This window comes from Pelagerythrobacter marinus (genome assembly GCF_009827515.1).
Classification (GTDB): domain Bacteria; phylum Pseudomonadota; class Alphaproteobacteria; order Sphingomonadales; family Sphingomonadaceae; genus Pelagerythrobacter; species Pelagerythrobacter marinus.
The window spans coordinates 406768-420657 of sequence record NZ_WTYO01000002.1; the positions used below are offsets into that span (position 1 = coordinate 406768).

General features: G+C 69.5%; 13 protein-coding genes and 2 tRNA genes. 11 read left to right on the forward strand and 4 right to left on the reverse strand.

Annotated elements, in window-relative coordinates:
* Positions 1 to 73 precede the first annotated feature (73 nt).
* Together GRI72_RS05805 and GRI72_RS05810 are read left to right on the forward strand one after the other, a co-directional pair.
* A complete protein-coding gene (locus tag GRI72_RS05805; protein ID WP_160732985.1) occupies positions 74 to 1114 on the forward strand; it encodes an amidohydrolase family protein in 1041 nt (346 codons plus the stop codon).
* Between the two features lie 83 nt (positions 1115 to 1197).
* Complete coding sequence (locus tag GRI72_RS05810) at positions 1198 to 2166, forward strand: NAD(P)H-dependent flavin oxidoreductase (protein WP_160732986.1); 969 nt, start codon at positions 1198 to 1200, stop codon at positions 2164 to 2166.
* Here GRI72_RS05810 and GRI72_RS05815 read toward each other — a convergent pair.
* From GRI72_RS05815 to GRI72_RS05825, 3 genes are all read right to left on the reverse strand, one after another.
* The gene (locus GRI72_RS05815) at positions 2127 to 2696 is read right to left on the reverse strand and encodes an AHH domain-containing protein (protein WP_337191143.1); all 570 of its coding nucleotides are present in this window, start codon (positions 2694 to 2696) and stop codon (positions 2127 to 2129) included. The two genes, GRI72_RS05810 and GRI72_RS05815, sit on opposite strands and share 40 nt — an antisense overlap.
* Before the next feature lie 3 nt (positions 2697 to 2699).
* On the reverse strand, positions 2700 to 3395 hold the full coding sequence (locus GRI72_RS05820; protein WP_160732987.1) for a hypothetical protein: 696 nt from the start codon (positions 3393 to 3395) through the stop codon (positions 2700 to 2702).
* Between the two features lie 185 nt (positions 3396 to 3580).
* Entirely contained in the window at positions 3581 to 4072 is a 492-nt protein-coding gene (locus GRI72_RS05825; RefSeq protein WP_160732988.1) for a flavodoxin family protein, read from the reverse strand.
* Positions 4073 to 4154: 82 nt separating this feature from the next.
* Here GRI72_RS05825 and recJ point away from each other — a divergent pair, with 82 nt between their 5' ends.
* The 9 genes from recJ to phoB all read left to right on the forward strand — a co-directional run bounded on the left by recJ (position 4155) and on the right by phoB (position 12478).
* Positions 4155 to 5942, forward strand: coding sequence for a single-stranded-DNA-specific exonuclease RecJ (gene recJ / locus GRI72_RS05830; protein WP_160732989.1), 1788 nt, complete (start codon positions 4155 to 4157; stop codon positions 5940 to 5942).
* Between the two features lie 127 nt (positions 5943 to 6069).
* A tRNA-Glu gene (locus tag GRI72_RS05835) sits at positions 6070 to 6144 on the forward strand.
* 38 nt (positions 6145 to 6182) lie between these two features.
* Positions 6183 to 6257: transfer RNA gene (locus GRI72_RS05840), tRNA-Glu, on the forward strand.
* Positions 6258 to 6341: 84 nt separating this feature from the next.
* The gene (locus tag GRI72_RS05845) at positions 6342 to 7553 is read left to right on the forward strand and encodes an ATP-binding protein (RefSeq protein WP_160732990.1); all 1212 of its coding nucleotides are present in this window, start codon (positions 6342 to 6344) and stop codon (positions 7551 to 7553) included.
* 110 nt (positions 7554 to 7663) lie between these two features.
* Positions 7664 to 9049, forward strand: a complete 1386-nt coding sequence (gene pstC / locus GRI72_RS05850) for a phosphate ABC transporter permease subunit PstC (RefSeq protein WP_160732991.1) — start codon at positions 7664 to 7666, stop codon at positions 9047 to 9049.
* Positions 9042 to 10289, forward strand: coding sequence for a phosphate ABC transporter permease PstA (gene pstA, locus GRI72_RS05855; protein WP_160732992.1), 1248 nt, complete (start codon positions 9042 to 9044; stop codon positions 10287 to 10289). The genes pstC and pstA overlap by 8 nt, the downstream gene beginning before the upstream one ends.
* A 38-nt stretch (positions 10290 to 10327) precedes the next feature.
* Positions 10328 to 11074 carry a phosphate ABC transporter ATP-binding protein PstB gene (gene pstB, locus GRI72_RS05860; protein WP_237486888.1) on the forward strand — a complete coding sequence of 249 codons (747 nt, stop codon included), beginning with the start codon at positions 10328 to 10330 and terminating at the stop codon, positions 11072 to 11074.
* Positions 11074 to 11742 (forward strand): phosphate signaling complex protein PhoU, encoded by a 669-nt coding sequence (gene phoU, locus GRI72_RS05865; protein ID WP_201784030.1) that lies wholly within the window; start codon positions 11074 to 11076, stop codon positions 11740 to 11742. The genes pstB and phoU overlap by 1 nt, the downstream gene beginning before the upstream one ends.
* 46 nt (positions 11743 to 11788) lie before the next feature.
* Positions 11789 to 12478: a phosphate regulon transcriptional regulator PhoB gene (gene phoB, locus GRI72_RS05870; RefSeq protein ID WP_160732994.1), complete on the forward strand. Its 690-nt coding sequence runs from the start codon at positions 11789 to 11791 to the stop codon at positions 12476 to 12478.
* A 100-nt stretch (positions 12479 to 12578) separates the two neighbouring features.
* Here phoB and GRI72_RS05875 read toward each other — a convergent pair whose 3' ends face one another.
* The gene (locus tag GRI72_RS05875) at positions 12579 to 13781 is read right to left on the reverse strand and encodes a type III PLP-dependent enzyme domain-containing protein (RefSeq protein WP_160732995.1); all 1203 of its coding nucleotides are present in this window, start codon (positions 13779 to 13781) and stop codon (positions 12579 to 12581) included.
* Between the last annotated feature and the right edge of the window lie 109 nt (positions 13782 to 13890).

Sequence of the window (13890 nt, forward strand, 5' to 3'; positions counted from 1 at the left end):
CGGACTTTTTCTCTCCAGGACAGTGTAACATGCGGTCCATGTGTTCTCTGGCTGCGACGAACGGAGTGCTGCGATGAGCGAAGCGATCCTCGAACCCGACCTGCCGATCATCGATCCGCACCACCACTTGTGGGACTTGCGGCCCCTGCTCCCCGCCTTCCCCGAACCGCGCCACCCGTTCCTGGCGGCGATCGCGGGCGCGGCCTATTACACCTTCGACCAGCTCCACGCCGATGCGACGAGCGGCCACAAGGTGATCGCCACCGTGTTCATGGAATGCGGCGCGTTCTACGATGCCGGGCGGAGCGAGCCGTTCAGGCCGGTGGGCGAAGTCGAGTTCGCCAACGGCGTCGCCGCGCAGGGGGCCAGCGGGGCCTATGGCGCATACCGCCCCTGCGCCGCGATCGTCGGCCATGCCGACCTGGCGCGCGGCGCGGCGGCGGGCGAGGTGCTCGATGCACTGCAGGCCGCCTCCCCCCGCTTCGCCGGGATTCGCCACGCCGGGGCGTGGGATGCCGATCCCGAAGTGCTCGGCCCGCCGTTCCACGCGCCCGAGGGGCTCTATGGCGACAGTGCCTTTCGCGAAGGCTTCGCCGAACTCGGCCGCCGCGGGCTGACGTTCGATGCCTGGGTGCTCGAACCCCAGCTCGGCGACGTGATCGCACTCGCCCGCGCCTTCCCCGACCAGCCGATCGTGCTCGACCATTGCGGCACGCCGCTCGGCATTGCCGCCTATCGCGGGACCCTGCCCGAACGGTTCGACCGCTGGCGCGCGAACATCCGTGCCCTCGCCGAATGCGAGAACGTGACCGTCAAGCTCGGCGGGCTGGCAATGGCCTTCTGCGCCATGCCCGAGGAAGGACCCGCCGCGGGGTGCGATTCGCAGACCCTGGCCGACCTGTGGCGTCCCTACGTCGAAACCTGCATCGAGGCCTTCGGGCCCGAGCGGGCGATGTTCGAAAGCAACTACCCCGTCGATCGCTGGGGGGCGAGCTACCCGGTGCTGTGGAACGCGTTCAAGCGGCTGGCATCGGGCGCGAGCGAGGACGAGAAACGCGCCCTCTTCGCCGGGACGGCGGCCCGCGTCTATGGGCTGGAGGCGCTGCTCGCCTGACGTTTACGTAACGGCAATCTCGACAAGCGGGGCTGCGACCGATAGCCCGTGCGATCAAGTTGCAATCGACAACGGAGATACGGATGCCCCTGCCCGCCCCCTTCGACCGCCTGCGCCTGCCCGTGATCGGCTCCCCGCTGTTCATCGTTTCCGGGCCGGACCTGGTGATCGCCCAGTGCAAGGCAGGCATCATCGGCTCCTTCCCGGCGCTCAACGCGCGGCCTTCGGGCGTGCTCGACGAATGGCTGCACCGCATCACCGAGGAACTGGCCGCGCACAACCGCGACAATCCCGACCGCCCGGCCGCCCCCTTCGCGGTCAACCAGATCGTCCATAAGTCGAACGACCGGCTGGAAGAGGACATGCAGGTCTGCGCCAAGTGGCAGGTGCCGATGGTCATCACCTCGCTCGGCGCGCGGGAGGAGATCTTCACCGCGGTGCGCGGCTGGGGCGGGATCACGATGCACGACGTGATCAACGACCGCTTCGCGCGCAAGGCGATCGAGAAGGGGGCCGATGGCCTGATCCCGGTCGCCGCCGGCGCCGGCGGCCATGCCGGCGTGCAATCGCCCTTCGCGCTGATGCAGGAAATCCGCCAGTGGTTCGACGGCCTCGTCGCCCTGTCCGGCTCGATCGCGCACGGCCGCTCGGTCCTCGCGGCGCAGGCGATGGGAGCGGACTTCGCCTATATCGGCTCCCCCTGGATCGCGACGAAGGAAGCGAACGCGGACGAAGGATACAAGCAGGGCATCGTCGAAAGCCGGGCGGCCGATATCGTCTATACCAACCTCTTCACCGGGGTTCACGGCAACTACCTGCGCGGTTCGATCGAGGCGGCCGGGCTCGACCCCGACAACCTGCCGACGAGCGATCCGAGCAAGATGAACTTCGGCTCCGGCGGGAACACCAAGGCCAAGGCGTGGAAGGACATCTGGGGATCGGGCCAGGGCGTGGGCATGGTCGACGCGGTCGAGACGGTGGCCGAGCGGGTCGAGCGGCTGGAGCGCGAGTATCACGCGGCGAAAGAGGCGCTTTCGGCCAAGACGGTCTGAGGGTCGCTCGCGCGCCAGAGCGTTTCGGCGAGCGCGTCCATCACGGCAAAGTCGTACCCGGCGCCGACCGGGTCGCGGCGATTGAGGACCAGGCGGCGGCGCCCGTCCAGCAGCCGCCGCCGAAGCGCGCGCTGCAGCAGTTCGAGCCGCATCAGCGCCTCGGCCGCGGCCCGCTCCGCCCCCGATGCCCGGGCACGGGACCAGCGCCGCTCTATCTGCCCGACGCGCTGGGCGACCAGCTCGTTATAGGCCCGGTGCGGCCCGCGATGGAGCGGCAGGGCAAGGCGCAGCGCCGCCGCCTCGCGCGCGGGCAGGAGCATCCCGTTGCGGCGGAAGTCCTCCAGCCCGATGCGCGCACCGCCCAGTTCGTCCAGCAGCGGCGCGAACCAGGCGAGGCGGCGCAGCTGGCGGGGCAGCAGGTGATGGCGCTGCAGGGCCGCGTCGTATCCCGGGGCGCCCTTGCGGTTGACCGATGCGAAGGGGATCGGGCGCCGCCGCAACCCCCGTCGCTGGCGCCCGGTCGCGGCCACGCCTCAGCCGCGCGTCACGCGCACGAAACGGCCGTTGCGCGACGGGCGCAGCGCCAGCGCCGCCCCGTCGGGCGCGGCCAGGCCGACGGGTTCGGTCAGCCGGCCGAGGCCGACCATCTCGTGGACCAGCCGCACGCCGATGCGGCTCGCCTCCACCGGATCGGGGAAGGCGACCGGGTCGAAATGGAGTTCCTGCCCGGTAAAGAAGGCCAGCCCTTCCGACTGGACCGCCCCGTCCAGCGCCCGGCGGAAGGCCGTGAGCCCCAGCGCCGGAAACGGTCCGCCCGCCAGCCAGGCATCGACCAGCGACAGGAAGAAGCCGCGCCCCATCAGGCACCGCGCCGGCGGCCAGGAAAGCGCGGTGATCCCGGGGAAGACGCGCAGCAGTTCGGCCCCGAGCGCCAGCTGCGCGCGCACCACCGGCAGGGTCGCCCGGCCGCCGGCAAGGTGCTGGCCCGGGCCGAGCGCCAGGGCCTCTCCCGGCTTCTCGACCAGTTCCGGCGGTGCCTCGAACAAGTGGCGCGGCCGGTCCATGGGAAAGCCTGGGCCGGGCGCGAGGCCGTCGAGGTCGAACGTCAGCCCGTCGATCAGCAGCTCCGCCCAGACGGTTTCGCCGGCGCTTCCCGGGCGCACGGCCGGGCTTTCGTGGGTGATCGCAACCCGCTCCGCCGGGGCGAGCGCGCGGCGCAGCGCGGCCACGGCCGGTCGCTCCCCCGCCCGGAAAAGGAGGAGGAGCCCCGGCGATCGCGGGTCGCCTGCGATGGCTGCGCGGTCGGTAATCGTGCGTCCCTTCAGCCTGACCGCGCCGAAACTGCCCCGGATCGCGTGTCAGGTCGAGGGGAACGCGACGAATCGCCTCCGGTTCCGAGGCGATTGCCGGCGGCTCAGAACATGCCGATCGCGATTCCCTCGGCCATCGCGGCGCCCATCTCGCGGCATTGCGCGAGCCGTTCGGGCCGCACGCGCTTGGGCGCGAGGATCGCTTCGGGGGTCTGGGCATCGAAACACGCGATCACCGGGTCGAGCACGCGCCGCAGCCGCCAGCCGCGGGCGATGCGATCGATCTGGCGCTGGGCCCCCTCCCCGTCGGACCCGGCCGCGATCACCGTGGCGTAGGCGCGCCCCTCGATCTCGCCGAGCACCGGGTAGTAACAGCGATCGAACATCTCCTTCATCGCGCCGCTCATGCTCGCGAGGTTTTCCGGGCAGACGAAGACATAGGCCCGCGCGCGAAGCAGGTGATCGGGCGTGACCGCCTCGGCGCCGAGCAGCTCGGCCGCTTCGCCGGCGCCTTCGGCCACGGCGCGCGCCATGGCCTCGCTCGCGCCCGTCCGGCTGTGCCAGGCCACCAGCAATGTTCGCGAACCCTGCGCCATGCGGCGCGACCATCGCACGCGGCTGTCGATTGTTCAAACCGCGCGCTTGGCGCCCCGCCGCGCGCTGGGGTAGACGCAGCCCATGGCGTCGCAATCGGTTTCCAGCGTCTTCGGCATCGAACGCTCCCTCTCGGGCAAGGCCTGGCGCTGGCGCGGGGGCAACATGGCGCTGGGCGGCGACGGGGCCCGGCTGGAGGACGATATCGTCGCGCAGCTGCTGCTCTCGCGCGGGGTGCCGCGCGACGACCTGGAGCGGCACCGCACCCCGACGCTGCGCGCCTTCCTGCCCGATCCTTCCGCCTTTCGCGACATGGACGTGGCCGCCGAACGCATTGCCCAGGCGGTGCTGGGCGGGGAAACGATCACCATCTACGGCGATTACGACGTCGACGGGGCGACCAGCTCCGCCCTGCTGATCCGCCTGCTGCGGATGCTGGGGCACGATGCCGGCCACTACATTCCCGACCGTCTGCTGGAAGGGTACGGCCCCAGCGGGGAGGCGCTCGTCCGTCTGGCCGAGCAGGGATCGAGCCTGATCGTCACCGTCGATTGCGGGGCCATGGCGCACGAGGCGCTGGCCATGGCGCATGACGCCGGGGTCGACGTGATCGTGGTCGATCACCACAAGTGCTCGGCCGAACTGCCGCGGGCGGCGGCACTGGTGAATCCCAACCGGCTCGACGAAGGCGACCTGGCCGCCGGGCACGGCCATCTGGCGGCCGTGGGCGTCGCCTTCCTGCTTGCCGTCGCGATCGTGCGGACCCTGCGCGCCCGGTCCTATTTCGATTCCCGGCCCGAGCCGGATCTCAGGGGCCTGCTCGACCTCGTCGCTCTCGGCACCGTAGCCGATGTCGCCGCGCTTCACGGCCTCAACCGCGCTTTCGTCGCGCAAGGGCTCAAGGTCATGGCCAAGCGGCAGAACGTCGGCATGTCCGCGCTGATCGACGCCAGCCGGCTGACCCGCGCGCCGGTCTGCAGCGATCTCGGCTTCGCGCTCGGCCCGCGGATCAACGCCGGCGGCCGGGTCGGCGAATCGACCCTCGGCGTGCGCCTGCTGACGACCGAGGACGTTCAGGAGGCCCAGGCCATCGCCGCGCAGCTTTCCGCGCTGAACGAGGAACGCCGCGCGATCGAGGCCGCGGTGCAGGAAGCGGCGGAGGAACAGCTCGCCGGCCAGCACAACCGCGCCGTCGCGGTCCTCGCCGGGCGCGGCTGGCACCCGGGCGTGATCGGGATCGTCGCCGGACGGATCAAGGAGAAGACGGGCAAGCCCTCGGTCGTCGTCGCGCTCGACGACGAGAGCGGTCAGGGCAAGGGCTCGGGCCGGTCGATCGCCGGGGTGGACCTGGGCGCCGCGATCATCGCCGCGCGCGAGGCCGGGCTGCTGGTGGCGGGCGGCGGGCACGCGATGGCCGCCGGGCTGACGGTCGATCCGGGGCGGCTCGACGCCTTTGCCGACTGGCTGGACGAACGCCTCGCCGGCGCGGTCCAGCGCGCCAGCGCGCGGCAGGTGCTCTCGCTCGACCTCTCGCTCACGCCCGGCGGGCTGACCCCCGACCTGGTCGAGACGCTGGAGCGCGCCGGCCCGTTCGGGGTCGGCTGGCCGGGGCCGAAACTGGCGGTCGGCCCGGTCCGCCTGGTCAAGGCAGACCGCGTCGGGACCGACCACGTGCGCCTCGTCGCCAGCGGCGACGACGGGCGATCGTTCAAGGCGATCGGCTTCCGCCTGGCCGAAAGCGAGCTGGGCCAGTCGCTGCTGCACGGCGCGCGCGGGCGGCGGCTGTGGCTGGCCGGGCGGGCGAAGATCGACGACTGGGGCGCACGCCCCGCGGCCGAGCTGCACCTCGACGACGCGGCCTGGGCCGACTGAGCGACGCCCTGCGCGCGCCGCGAGGCCGGGCCGCCGCACGACAAATCGCGCCAATCGACACGACGGGGTTGACCGCGCGGTGCAGCCCCCCTAAGTGCGCCGCCACGCCACCGGCACCTGACGGTCTGGCCCCTTCGTCTAGCGGTTAGGACGCGGCCCTTTCACGGCTGAAACACGGGTTCGATTCCCGTAGGGGTCACCACCGCCACGCCGGCCGTGGCACGCCATCGCGTCAGGCATGGCCCCTTCGTCTAGCGGTCAGGACGCGGCCCTCTCACGGCTGAAACACGGGTTCGATTCCCGTAGGGGTCACCAGCGCGAACCCGCACCCGAAAAAATGTTCCACAGCGGCCGATCTCGTCTGGCCGATGTAACTTTGGGCGGCTAAGCCCCGCCGCAATGGAGCAGGATCGCGCCTTCCCCGTCGCTTCCCTCGCCCTCGCGGCCATTGCCTCGGTCGCCATGGGAATCGCCGGGGCCCCGTGGTGGCTGGCCTTCGCGGTGTTCCTCGTCTGGGCGGGATCGCTCTGGCTCGCCGTCGCCGCCCCGCCGCGCGCGGTCGAGCCGGTCAGCAACGGCACGTTCAACCGCGACGACATGGGCGAGTTCATCGAACACGCGGGCACGCCCCTGCTGGTGGCCGAGAACGGCCGCATCTCGATCGCCAACAAGGCCGCGCGCAACCTGCTCGGCGCCCACGTGCTGGGGCAGGACATTCGGGTCGCCTTCCGCCACCCGGAGGCGGTCTCGCTGCTCGAACGCGGGCAGAGCGGGCAGGCCGCGGTCCAGGGCCTCGTCCGCCGGCGCGACATCTGGATCCTCAACTTCCAGCGCCTGACCGACGGGCTCGGCGTGATCGAGCTGCTGAACCAGACGGCGGAAGCCGACATCAGCCGCGCGCACACCGATTTCGTCGCCAATGCCAGCCACGAGCTGCGGACCCCGCTGTCTTCCATCATCGGCTATGTGGAGACCCTGCGCGAAGACGGGGGCAAGGCCCCGCCGGAGATGCGGCGCAAGTTCCTCGACACCGTGCTGAGCGAAGCCAAGCGGCTGCAGAACCTGGTCAACGACCTGATGTCGCTTTCGCGCGTCGAAGCGGAAAAGCACGACCTGCCGCAGGAAGAGCTGCCCTTGCGCGAACTGGTGGAAACCGCCGCGCGCGACGCCGCCGGCCCCGACCGGCAGGACCGCGTCACGCTCGACTGCACCGGCGGAATCGCGATCCGCGGCGATGCCCGGCAGATCGAACAGCTCGTGCGCAACCTGGTGGACAACGCGCTGAAATACGGCGCGGCGGGCGAAACCGTGACGGTGACCCTGCGCCGCCTGCCCGAGGCGGAGGCGGAACTGACCGTCACCGACAAGGGCGAGGGAATCGCGCCCGAGCACCTGCCCCACCTGACCCGCCGGTTCTATCGCACCGATCCCAGCCGCAGCCGCGCCTCGGGCGGGACGGGGCTGGGGCTTGCCATCGTCAAGCACATTGTGGAACGGCACCGCGGGCGGCTCGACATCCAGAGCAAGCTCGGTCAGGGGACGAGCGTGATCGTCCGCATCCCGCTGGTGGAAGGCGGCGAGGCGGACACGGCACCGGAGGGGCTGTCATGATTTTGTCACAATACTTGCACAGGGCGGCGCCAGCGGGCATGCGGCCCGCGGCCCCTGCTTCGGGCGAAGCCGGGGCCGTTCCTGTCCAGGCGATCTAGGTCCCGATCCGCGTGTCTGTCACCATTCTCCTATTGCTCGCGCTGGGGCTCGGACTGGCCGGCTGGCTGGCCGGGCGCGCCCGCGCGTGGAGCTTCCGCCGCAGCGCCGGGGCCGGCGCCCTGGCCGCCCTGCCCAGCTATCACGCCTGGTACGTGGCGCTGTGGATCGTCGTGCCGATGGTCGTGTTCATCGCGGCCTGGAGCGTGATCGGCCCGCAACTGGTGAGCCAGCACGTCCTCGCTTCGCCGGCGGCGGCCGACCTGCCCGCTTTCGGCTTCAAGCGCGAATCGCTCCTCGCCGAAGCGCGCGCGGTCGCGACCGGCGCGGCGCCGGCGGTGTTCAACGACGGCGCGCGCGCGCTGGTGGAGCCCTATCGCGAGGCGATCGGCCGCTACCAGACGATCGGGATCGTCGTCGCGCTCCTGCTCGGGTTCCTCGGCGGGGCCTGGTCGTTCCTGCGGATCAAGCCCGATTTCACCGCTCGCACGCGGGTGGAGCGGACCGTCATGGTGATCCTGCTCCTCGCCTCGCTGGTGGCGATCCTCACCACGCTGGGCATCTTCGTCAGCCTCGTGTTCGAAACCGTGCGGTTCTTCGGCATGGTCAACCCGATCGATTTCCTGTTCGGGCTCCACTGGGGGCCGGACCCGATGGCCAACCCCGACAATCCCGATCCTAGCCGCTACGGCGCGATCCCGCTGTTCTGGGGCACGATCTTCATCGGCGCGATCATCGCCATGATCGTGGCCATCCCGCTGGGGCTGATGAGCGCGATCTACCTGACGCAATATGCCGATCCGCGCCTGCGCTCGTGGGTCAAGCCGGCGCTGGAGATCCTGGCCGGCGTGCCGACCGTGGTCTACGGCTATTTCGCCGCGCTGACGGTGGCGCCGTTCATCCGCGACCTGGCCCTGGCGCTGGGCGCGTCCAACCCGTCGAGCGAGAGCGCGCTCGCCGCCGGCCTGGTGATGGGGGTGATGATCATCCCCTTCGTTTCCTCGATGGCCGACGATTCGATCGCCGCGGTCCCGCAGGCCATGCGCGACGGCAGCCTGGCGATGGGGGCGACTACCTCGGAAACGATCCGCCGTGTGCTCGTGCCCGCCGCGCTGCCCGGCATCGTCGCCGGGGTCATGCTGGCGATCAGCCGCGCGATCGGCGAAACGATGATCGTGGTCATGGCCGCCTCGACCGCGGCCAACCTCAGCGCCAACCCGCTGGAGGCGATGACCACCGTGACGGTGCAGATCGTCGCCATGCTGACCGGCGAAGGCAGCTTCGATCACCCCGCCACGCTCAGCGCCTTCGCGCTCGGCTTCGTCCTGTTCCTGGTCACGCTGGGCCTGAACTTCGTTGCGCTGCGCGTGGTCAAGAGGTTCCGTGAAGCCTATGAGTGAGCGTCTTCCCACCCGCACCGCCGCCTTCGAGGCGCGGCTGAAGAAGCGTTACGCGGCGGAACGCCGGTTCCGCCTCGCCGGCATTGCCGCGATCGCGTTCTCGGTGGTCGTGCTCGCCTTCCTCCTTGCAACGATGACGATCAACGGCATCGGCGGCTTCCAGCGGGCCGAGCTGACCGTGCCGATCGACTTTGCCGAGGCCGGCCTTTCGGGCGATGCCGAGAGCCTTTCCCGGCCCGGCGGCCTGCAGAACCTCGAGATGCAGGGCCTGCCCTCGGTCGTCGAGTTCTTCGCCGAGCGCGAGCTGGGGGCCGAGGCCGCGGCCGAGCTGGGCAACGGCGCCTGGCGCGAGGTGGGCGAGGCGATCGTTTCGGATCCCTCGCTCCTGTCCGGCAGCGCGACCTTCGACCTGCCCGCCAGTTCGGACCTGGCGGCCGGGCTCAACGGCGACGGCTCGCCGGAAATGCGCGCGCTCGCCGCCCGCCTGGCGGATGCGGGCCAGCTCGACACCGGCTTCGACGTCGGATTCCTGACCCGCGCCGATGCCACCGATCCGCAGCAGGTCGGCATCTGGGGCGCGCTCAAGGGCTCGATCCTGACGATGATCGTCACCCTCGCCCTCGCCTTCCCGATCGGCGTCCTGGCCGCGCTCTACCTCGAAGAATACGCGCCCAAGAACCGCTGGACCGACCTGATCGAGGTGTCGATCAACAATCTCGCGGCCGTGCCCTCGATCATCTTCGGCCTGCTCGGCCTCGCCGTGTTCCTGTGGATATTCCCCTCGATGCGCTCGGCCCCGCTGATCGGCGGCATGACGCTGGCGCTGATGACGATGCCGGTCATCGTGATCTCGGGCCGCAACGCGATCAAGGCCGTGCCGCCGTCGATCCGCGACGGCGCGCTGGCGATCGGCGCATCGCCGGTGCAGGTCGTGTTCCACCACGTCCTGCCGCTCGCCCTGCCGGGCATCCTGACCGGGACGATCATCGGCATGGCCCGCGCCCTCGGCGAAACCGCGCCGCTGCTGATGATCGGCATGCGCGCCTTCGTCGCCAGCCCGCCCGACGGGTTCACTTCGCCGGCGACTGTCCTTCCGGTCCAGATCTTCCTATGGTCGGATGAAATCGACCGCGGTTTCGTGGAACGGACATCGGCGGCGATCATCGTCCTCCTGCTCTTCCTCCTCGTGATGAACGGGCTGGCCATCTACCTGCGCAACAAGTTCGAGAAAAAGTGGTGACCGTAGTCCATCCCAACCTGGAAGACACCGAAGCCAAGATGAGCGCGCGGGACGTTTCCGTGTTCTATGGCGACAAGCAGGCGATCGACAATGTCTCGATCGACATCCCGACCAAGTACGTCACGGCCTTCATCGGTCCTTCGGGCTGCGGCAAGTCGACCTTCCTGCGCACGCTCAACCGCATGAACGACACGATCCCCTCGGCCCGGGTCGAAGGGGAGATCCTGCTCGACGGCGACGACATCTACCGTTCGAAGATGGACGTCGTGCAGCTGCGCGCGCGGGTGGGCATGGTATTCCAGAAACCGAACCCGTTCCCCAAGTCGATCTACGAGAACATCGCCTATGGCCCGCGGATTCACGGCCTGGCCGAAGGGAAGCAGGAACTCGATGCCATCGTCGAGACTTCTCTCCAGCGTGCCGGGTTGTGGAACGAGGTGAAGGACAGGCTGGACGACAGCGGAACCGCGCTTTCGGGCGGGCAGCAGCAGCGGCTGTGCATCGCCCGCGCGATCGCGGTGGACCCCGAAGTCATCCTGATGGACGAGCCCTGTTCCGCGCTCGACCCGATCGCGACCGCCAAGATCGAGGAGCTGATCGACGAGCTCAATGGCCGCTATGCCATCGTGATCGTCACCCACTCGATGCAGCAGGCGGCGCGCGTGTCGCAGCGCACGGCCTTCTTCCACCTCGGAAAGATGGTGGAATACGGCCGGACATCTGACATATTCACCAATCCGCTCGAAGAGCGGACCAAGGATTACATCACGGGCAGGTACGGTTGATGACCGAGCATACAGTCAAGGCATTCGACGAAGACATCACCCGCCTGCGCGGCCTGATCGCCGAGATGGGCGGCCTGGCCGAAGTGGCGGTGCAGAATGCCATGGACGCGCTGGTCAAGGGCGACGACGCGCTCGCGAAGAAGATCATCGAGGGCGACAAGAAGATCGACGCGCTCGAATCGGAAGTGGACAAGCTGGCCGTGCGGGTGATCGCCCTGCGCGCGCCGATGGCGGACGACCTGCGCGAAGTGATCGCCGCGCTCAAGATCGCCGGCGTGGTCGAGCGGATCGGCGACTATTCGAAGGCCATCGCCAAGGCGAGCCGCGAGATCGCGGACCGCAAGCGGTTCGAACCGCTGACCCTGCTGCCGGCGATGGGCGAGCTCGCGGCCGAAATGGTGCACGACGTGCTGACCGCCTATGGCGCGCGCGATGCCGCCCTCGCGCGCGAGGTGATCGCGGCCGACCGCAAGGTCGATAATTTCTACAACTCGATTTTCCGTAATCTCGTCAGCCACATGGTAGAAAATCCTTCGACGATCTCGACCGCCGCGCAACTGCTGTTCGTGGCGCGGAACATCGAGCGGATCGGCGACCACGCGACCAACGTGGCCGAGATGGTCCACTTCGCCGCGACCGGGACTTACCCGGTCGACGACGATTTGTGACATTCCTGTCGTCAAAGTGAAATAATAGCGGTGTCTTGATTTGGTCATGACCACCGCAACGCTCCTCCTCGTCGAAGACGACCCCGCGCTCTCGGAACTTCTCGAGTATCGTTTCGCCAACGAAGGCTATCGCGTGCGCGCGACCGCCGACGGGGACGAGGCCCTCGTCCTCGCGGCGGAGGAAGTGCCCGACCTCGTCATCCTCGACTGGATGGTGGAAGGGACCAGCGGGATCGAGGTCTGCCGCCGCCTGCGCCGCGACAAGGCGACCGCGCACGTCCCGATCATCATGCTGACCGCGCGCGAGGCGGAGGACGACCGCATCCGCGGGCTCGAAACCGGTGCTGACGACTACGTAACCAAGCCATTCTCCCCGCGCGAGCTGCTGGCCCGCGTCGCGGCCGTGCTGCGCCGCATCCGCCCCGCGCTCGCCGGCGAGACGATCGAGGTCGGCGACATCAAGCTCGACCCCGTGGCGCACAAGGTCATCCGCCGCGGCCAGAACCTGCAGATGGGCCCGACCGAATACCGCCTGCTCAAGTTCTTCATGGAAAGCCCGGGCCGGGTGTTCAGCCGCAACCAGCTGCTCGACGGGGTCTGGGGCACCGGCAGCGATATCGAGTTGCGCACGGTGGACGTGCATATCCGCCGCCTGCGCAAGGCGCTGGAACTGCCGAACGCGCCCGACCCGATCCGCACGGTGCGTTCGGCCGGCTACGCCTTCGAAGCGGTCTGAACCGGGCCGTGAGGCGGGGACACGCACGCCCCCGCCGCATGCCCCCCGTCGCCAGCCCCCGTCGTCAGCCTCCGCCGCCAGCCTCCGCCGCGCGGTTGCGTCAGCGCAGGCTGACGACGTTGTCGCTGGTCGGGATCACGCGGTCGCCGCGATAGAGGCTCGCCATCGGCTCGTCCGACACGACGATCTGCTCGGCATTGCCGAACCCGTTGAACCCGGTCTTCATCGCCGCGCCATAGGCGCCGATCATGCCGATCTCGATATAGTCGCCCGCCTGGATGTCGCCCGGCAGCGCGAACGGCCCCTTCATGTAGTCGGCATCGTCGCAGGTCGGCCCGTAGAACGCGAAATCCTGCACCGGATCGCGCAAATCCTCGGCCAGCGCCGCGACCGGGAACCGCCAGTCGACATGCGCCGCGTCGAACAGCGCGCCATAGGCGCCGTCGTTGATATAGAGCTCGTCCCCCCGGCGCTTCTCCACCCGCACGACGACCGACGAGTATTCGGCGCAGAGCGCGCGGCCCGGCTCGCACCACAGCTCCGCGTTATAGGCGATCGGCAGGTTCTCGAAGTGGCGGTGGATGACCTCGAAATAGTCCTCCAGCGGCGGCGGCTCCATGTCGGGGTAGAGCGAGGGGAACCCGCCCCCCACGTCGACCACGTCGATCACCACGCTCGCCTCGGCCACGGCCACGCGCACGCGTTCCAGCGCCTGGACATAGGCGAAGGGCGTCATCGCCTGGCTGCCGACGTGGAAACACAGGCCCAGCCAGTCGCAGTGCTGGCGCGTCGCCTGCAGCAGCGGCGCGGCATCGGCGAGGTCCACGCCGAACTTCGACGCCAGGCTCAATTCCGAATAGTCGGAGCTGACCCGCAGCCGCACGAGCAGGCGCAGGTCCTTCGCCGGGCGGCCGGCATCGTCGGTGCAGGCGGCGACGATCTTCTCCAGTTCCTCAATCGTGTCGAGGCTGAAGGTCTTCACCCCGTGTTCGAAGTAGGCCTCGCGAATGGCGCGCGGCGTCTTCACCGGGTGCATGAAGCACAGCGTCGCCTGCGGCAGGGCCGCGCGCACCAGGCGCACTTCCGCGATCGAGGCCACGTCGTAATGCGTGATCCCGCCCGCCCAGAGGACCTTGAGCAGGTCGGGCGAAGGATTGGCCTTCACCGCGTAGAGCGACTTGCCGGGAAACTTCTCGACGAAGAAACGCGCGGCGCGCTCCGCGGCATGCGGGCGATTGAGGATAACCGGTTCGTCCGGCGCAAGTGCGCGAACTACAGACCGGGCGTCAGGATGGATGTGCAACTCAAGGGACCCCCAAACGGTTAAGTTCGAACGAGGCTGCCTTGCGGTCAGGAAGTCCCCTTGGGGCAGCGGGGTGCGCCTATAAGCCTCGCAGCGTGAACCGCAAGTG

Bases quoted from the DNA above. Each gene is read 5' to 3' on its own strand.
- GRI72_RS05845 (WP_160732990.1), top strand. From the start codon at position 6,342: ATGGAGCAGGATCGCGCCTTCCCCGTCGCTTCCCTCGCCCTCGCGGCC.
- GRI72_RS05825 (WP_160732988.1), bottom strand. From the start codon at position 4,072: ATGGCGCAGGGTTCGCGAACATTGCTGGTGGCCTGGCACAGCCGGACG.
- phoU (WP_201784030.1), top strand. From the start codon at position 11,074: ATGACCGAGCATACAGTCAAGGCATTCGACGAAGACATCACCCGCCTG.
- GRI72_RS05805 (WP_160732985.1), top strand. From the start codon at position 74: ATGAGCGAAGCGATCCTCGAACCCGACCTGCCGATCATCGATCCGCAC.
- pstB (WP_237486888.1), top strand. From the start codon at position 10,328: ATGAGCGCGCGGGACGTTTCCGTGTTCTATGGCGACAAGCAGGCGATC.
- pstA (WP_160732992.1), top strand. From the start codon at position 9,042: ATGAGTGAGCGTCTTCCCACCCGCACCGCCGCCTTCGAGGCGCGGCTG.
- GRI72_RS05810 (WP_160732986.1), top strand. From the start codon at position 1,198: ATGCCCCTGCCCGCCCCCTTCGACCGCCTGCGCCTGCCCGTGATCGGC.
- phoB (WP_160732994.1), top strand. From the start codon at position 11,789: ATGACCACCGCAACGCTCCTCCTCGTCGAAGACGACCCCGCGCTCTCG.
- recJ (WP_160732989.1), top strand. From the start codon at position 4,155: ATGGCGTCGCAATCGGTTTCCAGCGTCTTCGGCATCGAACGCTCCCTC.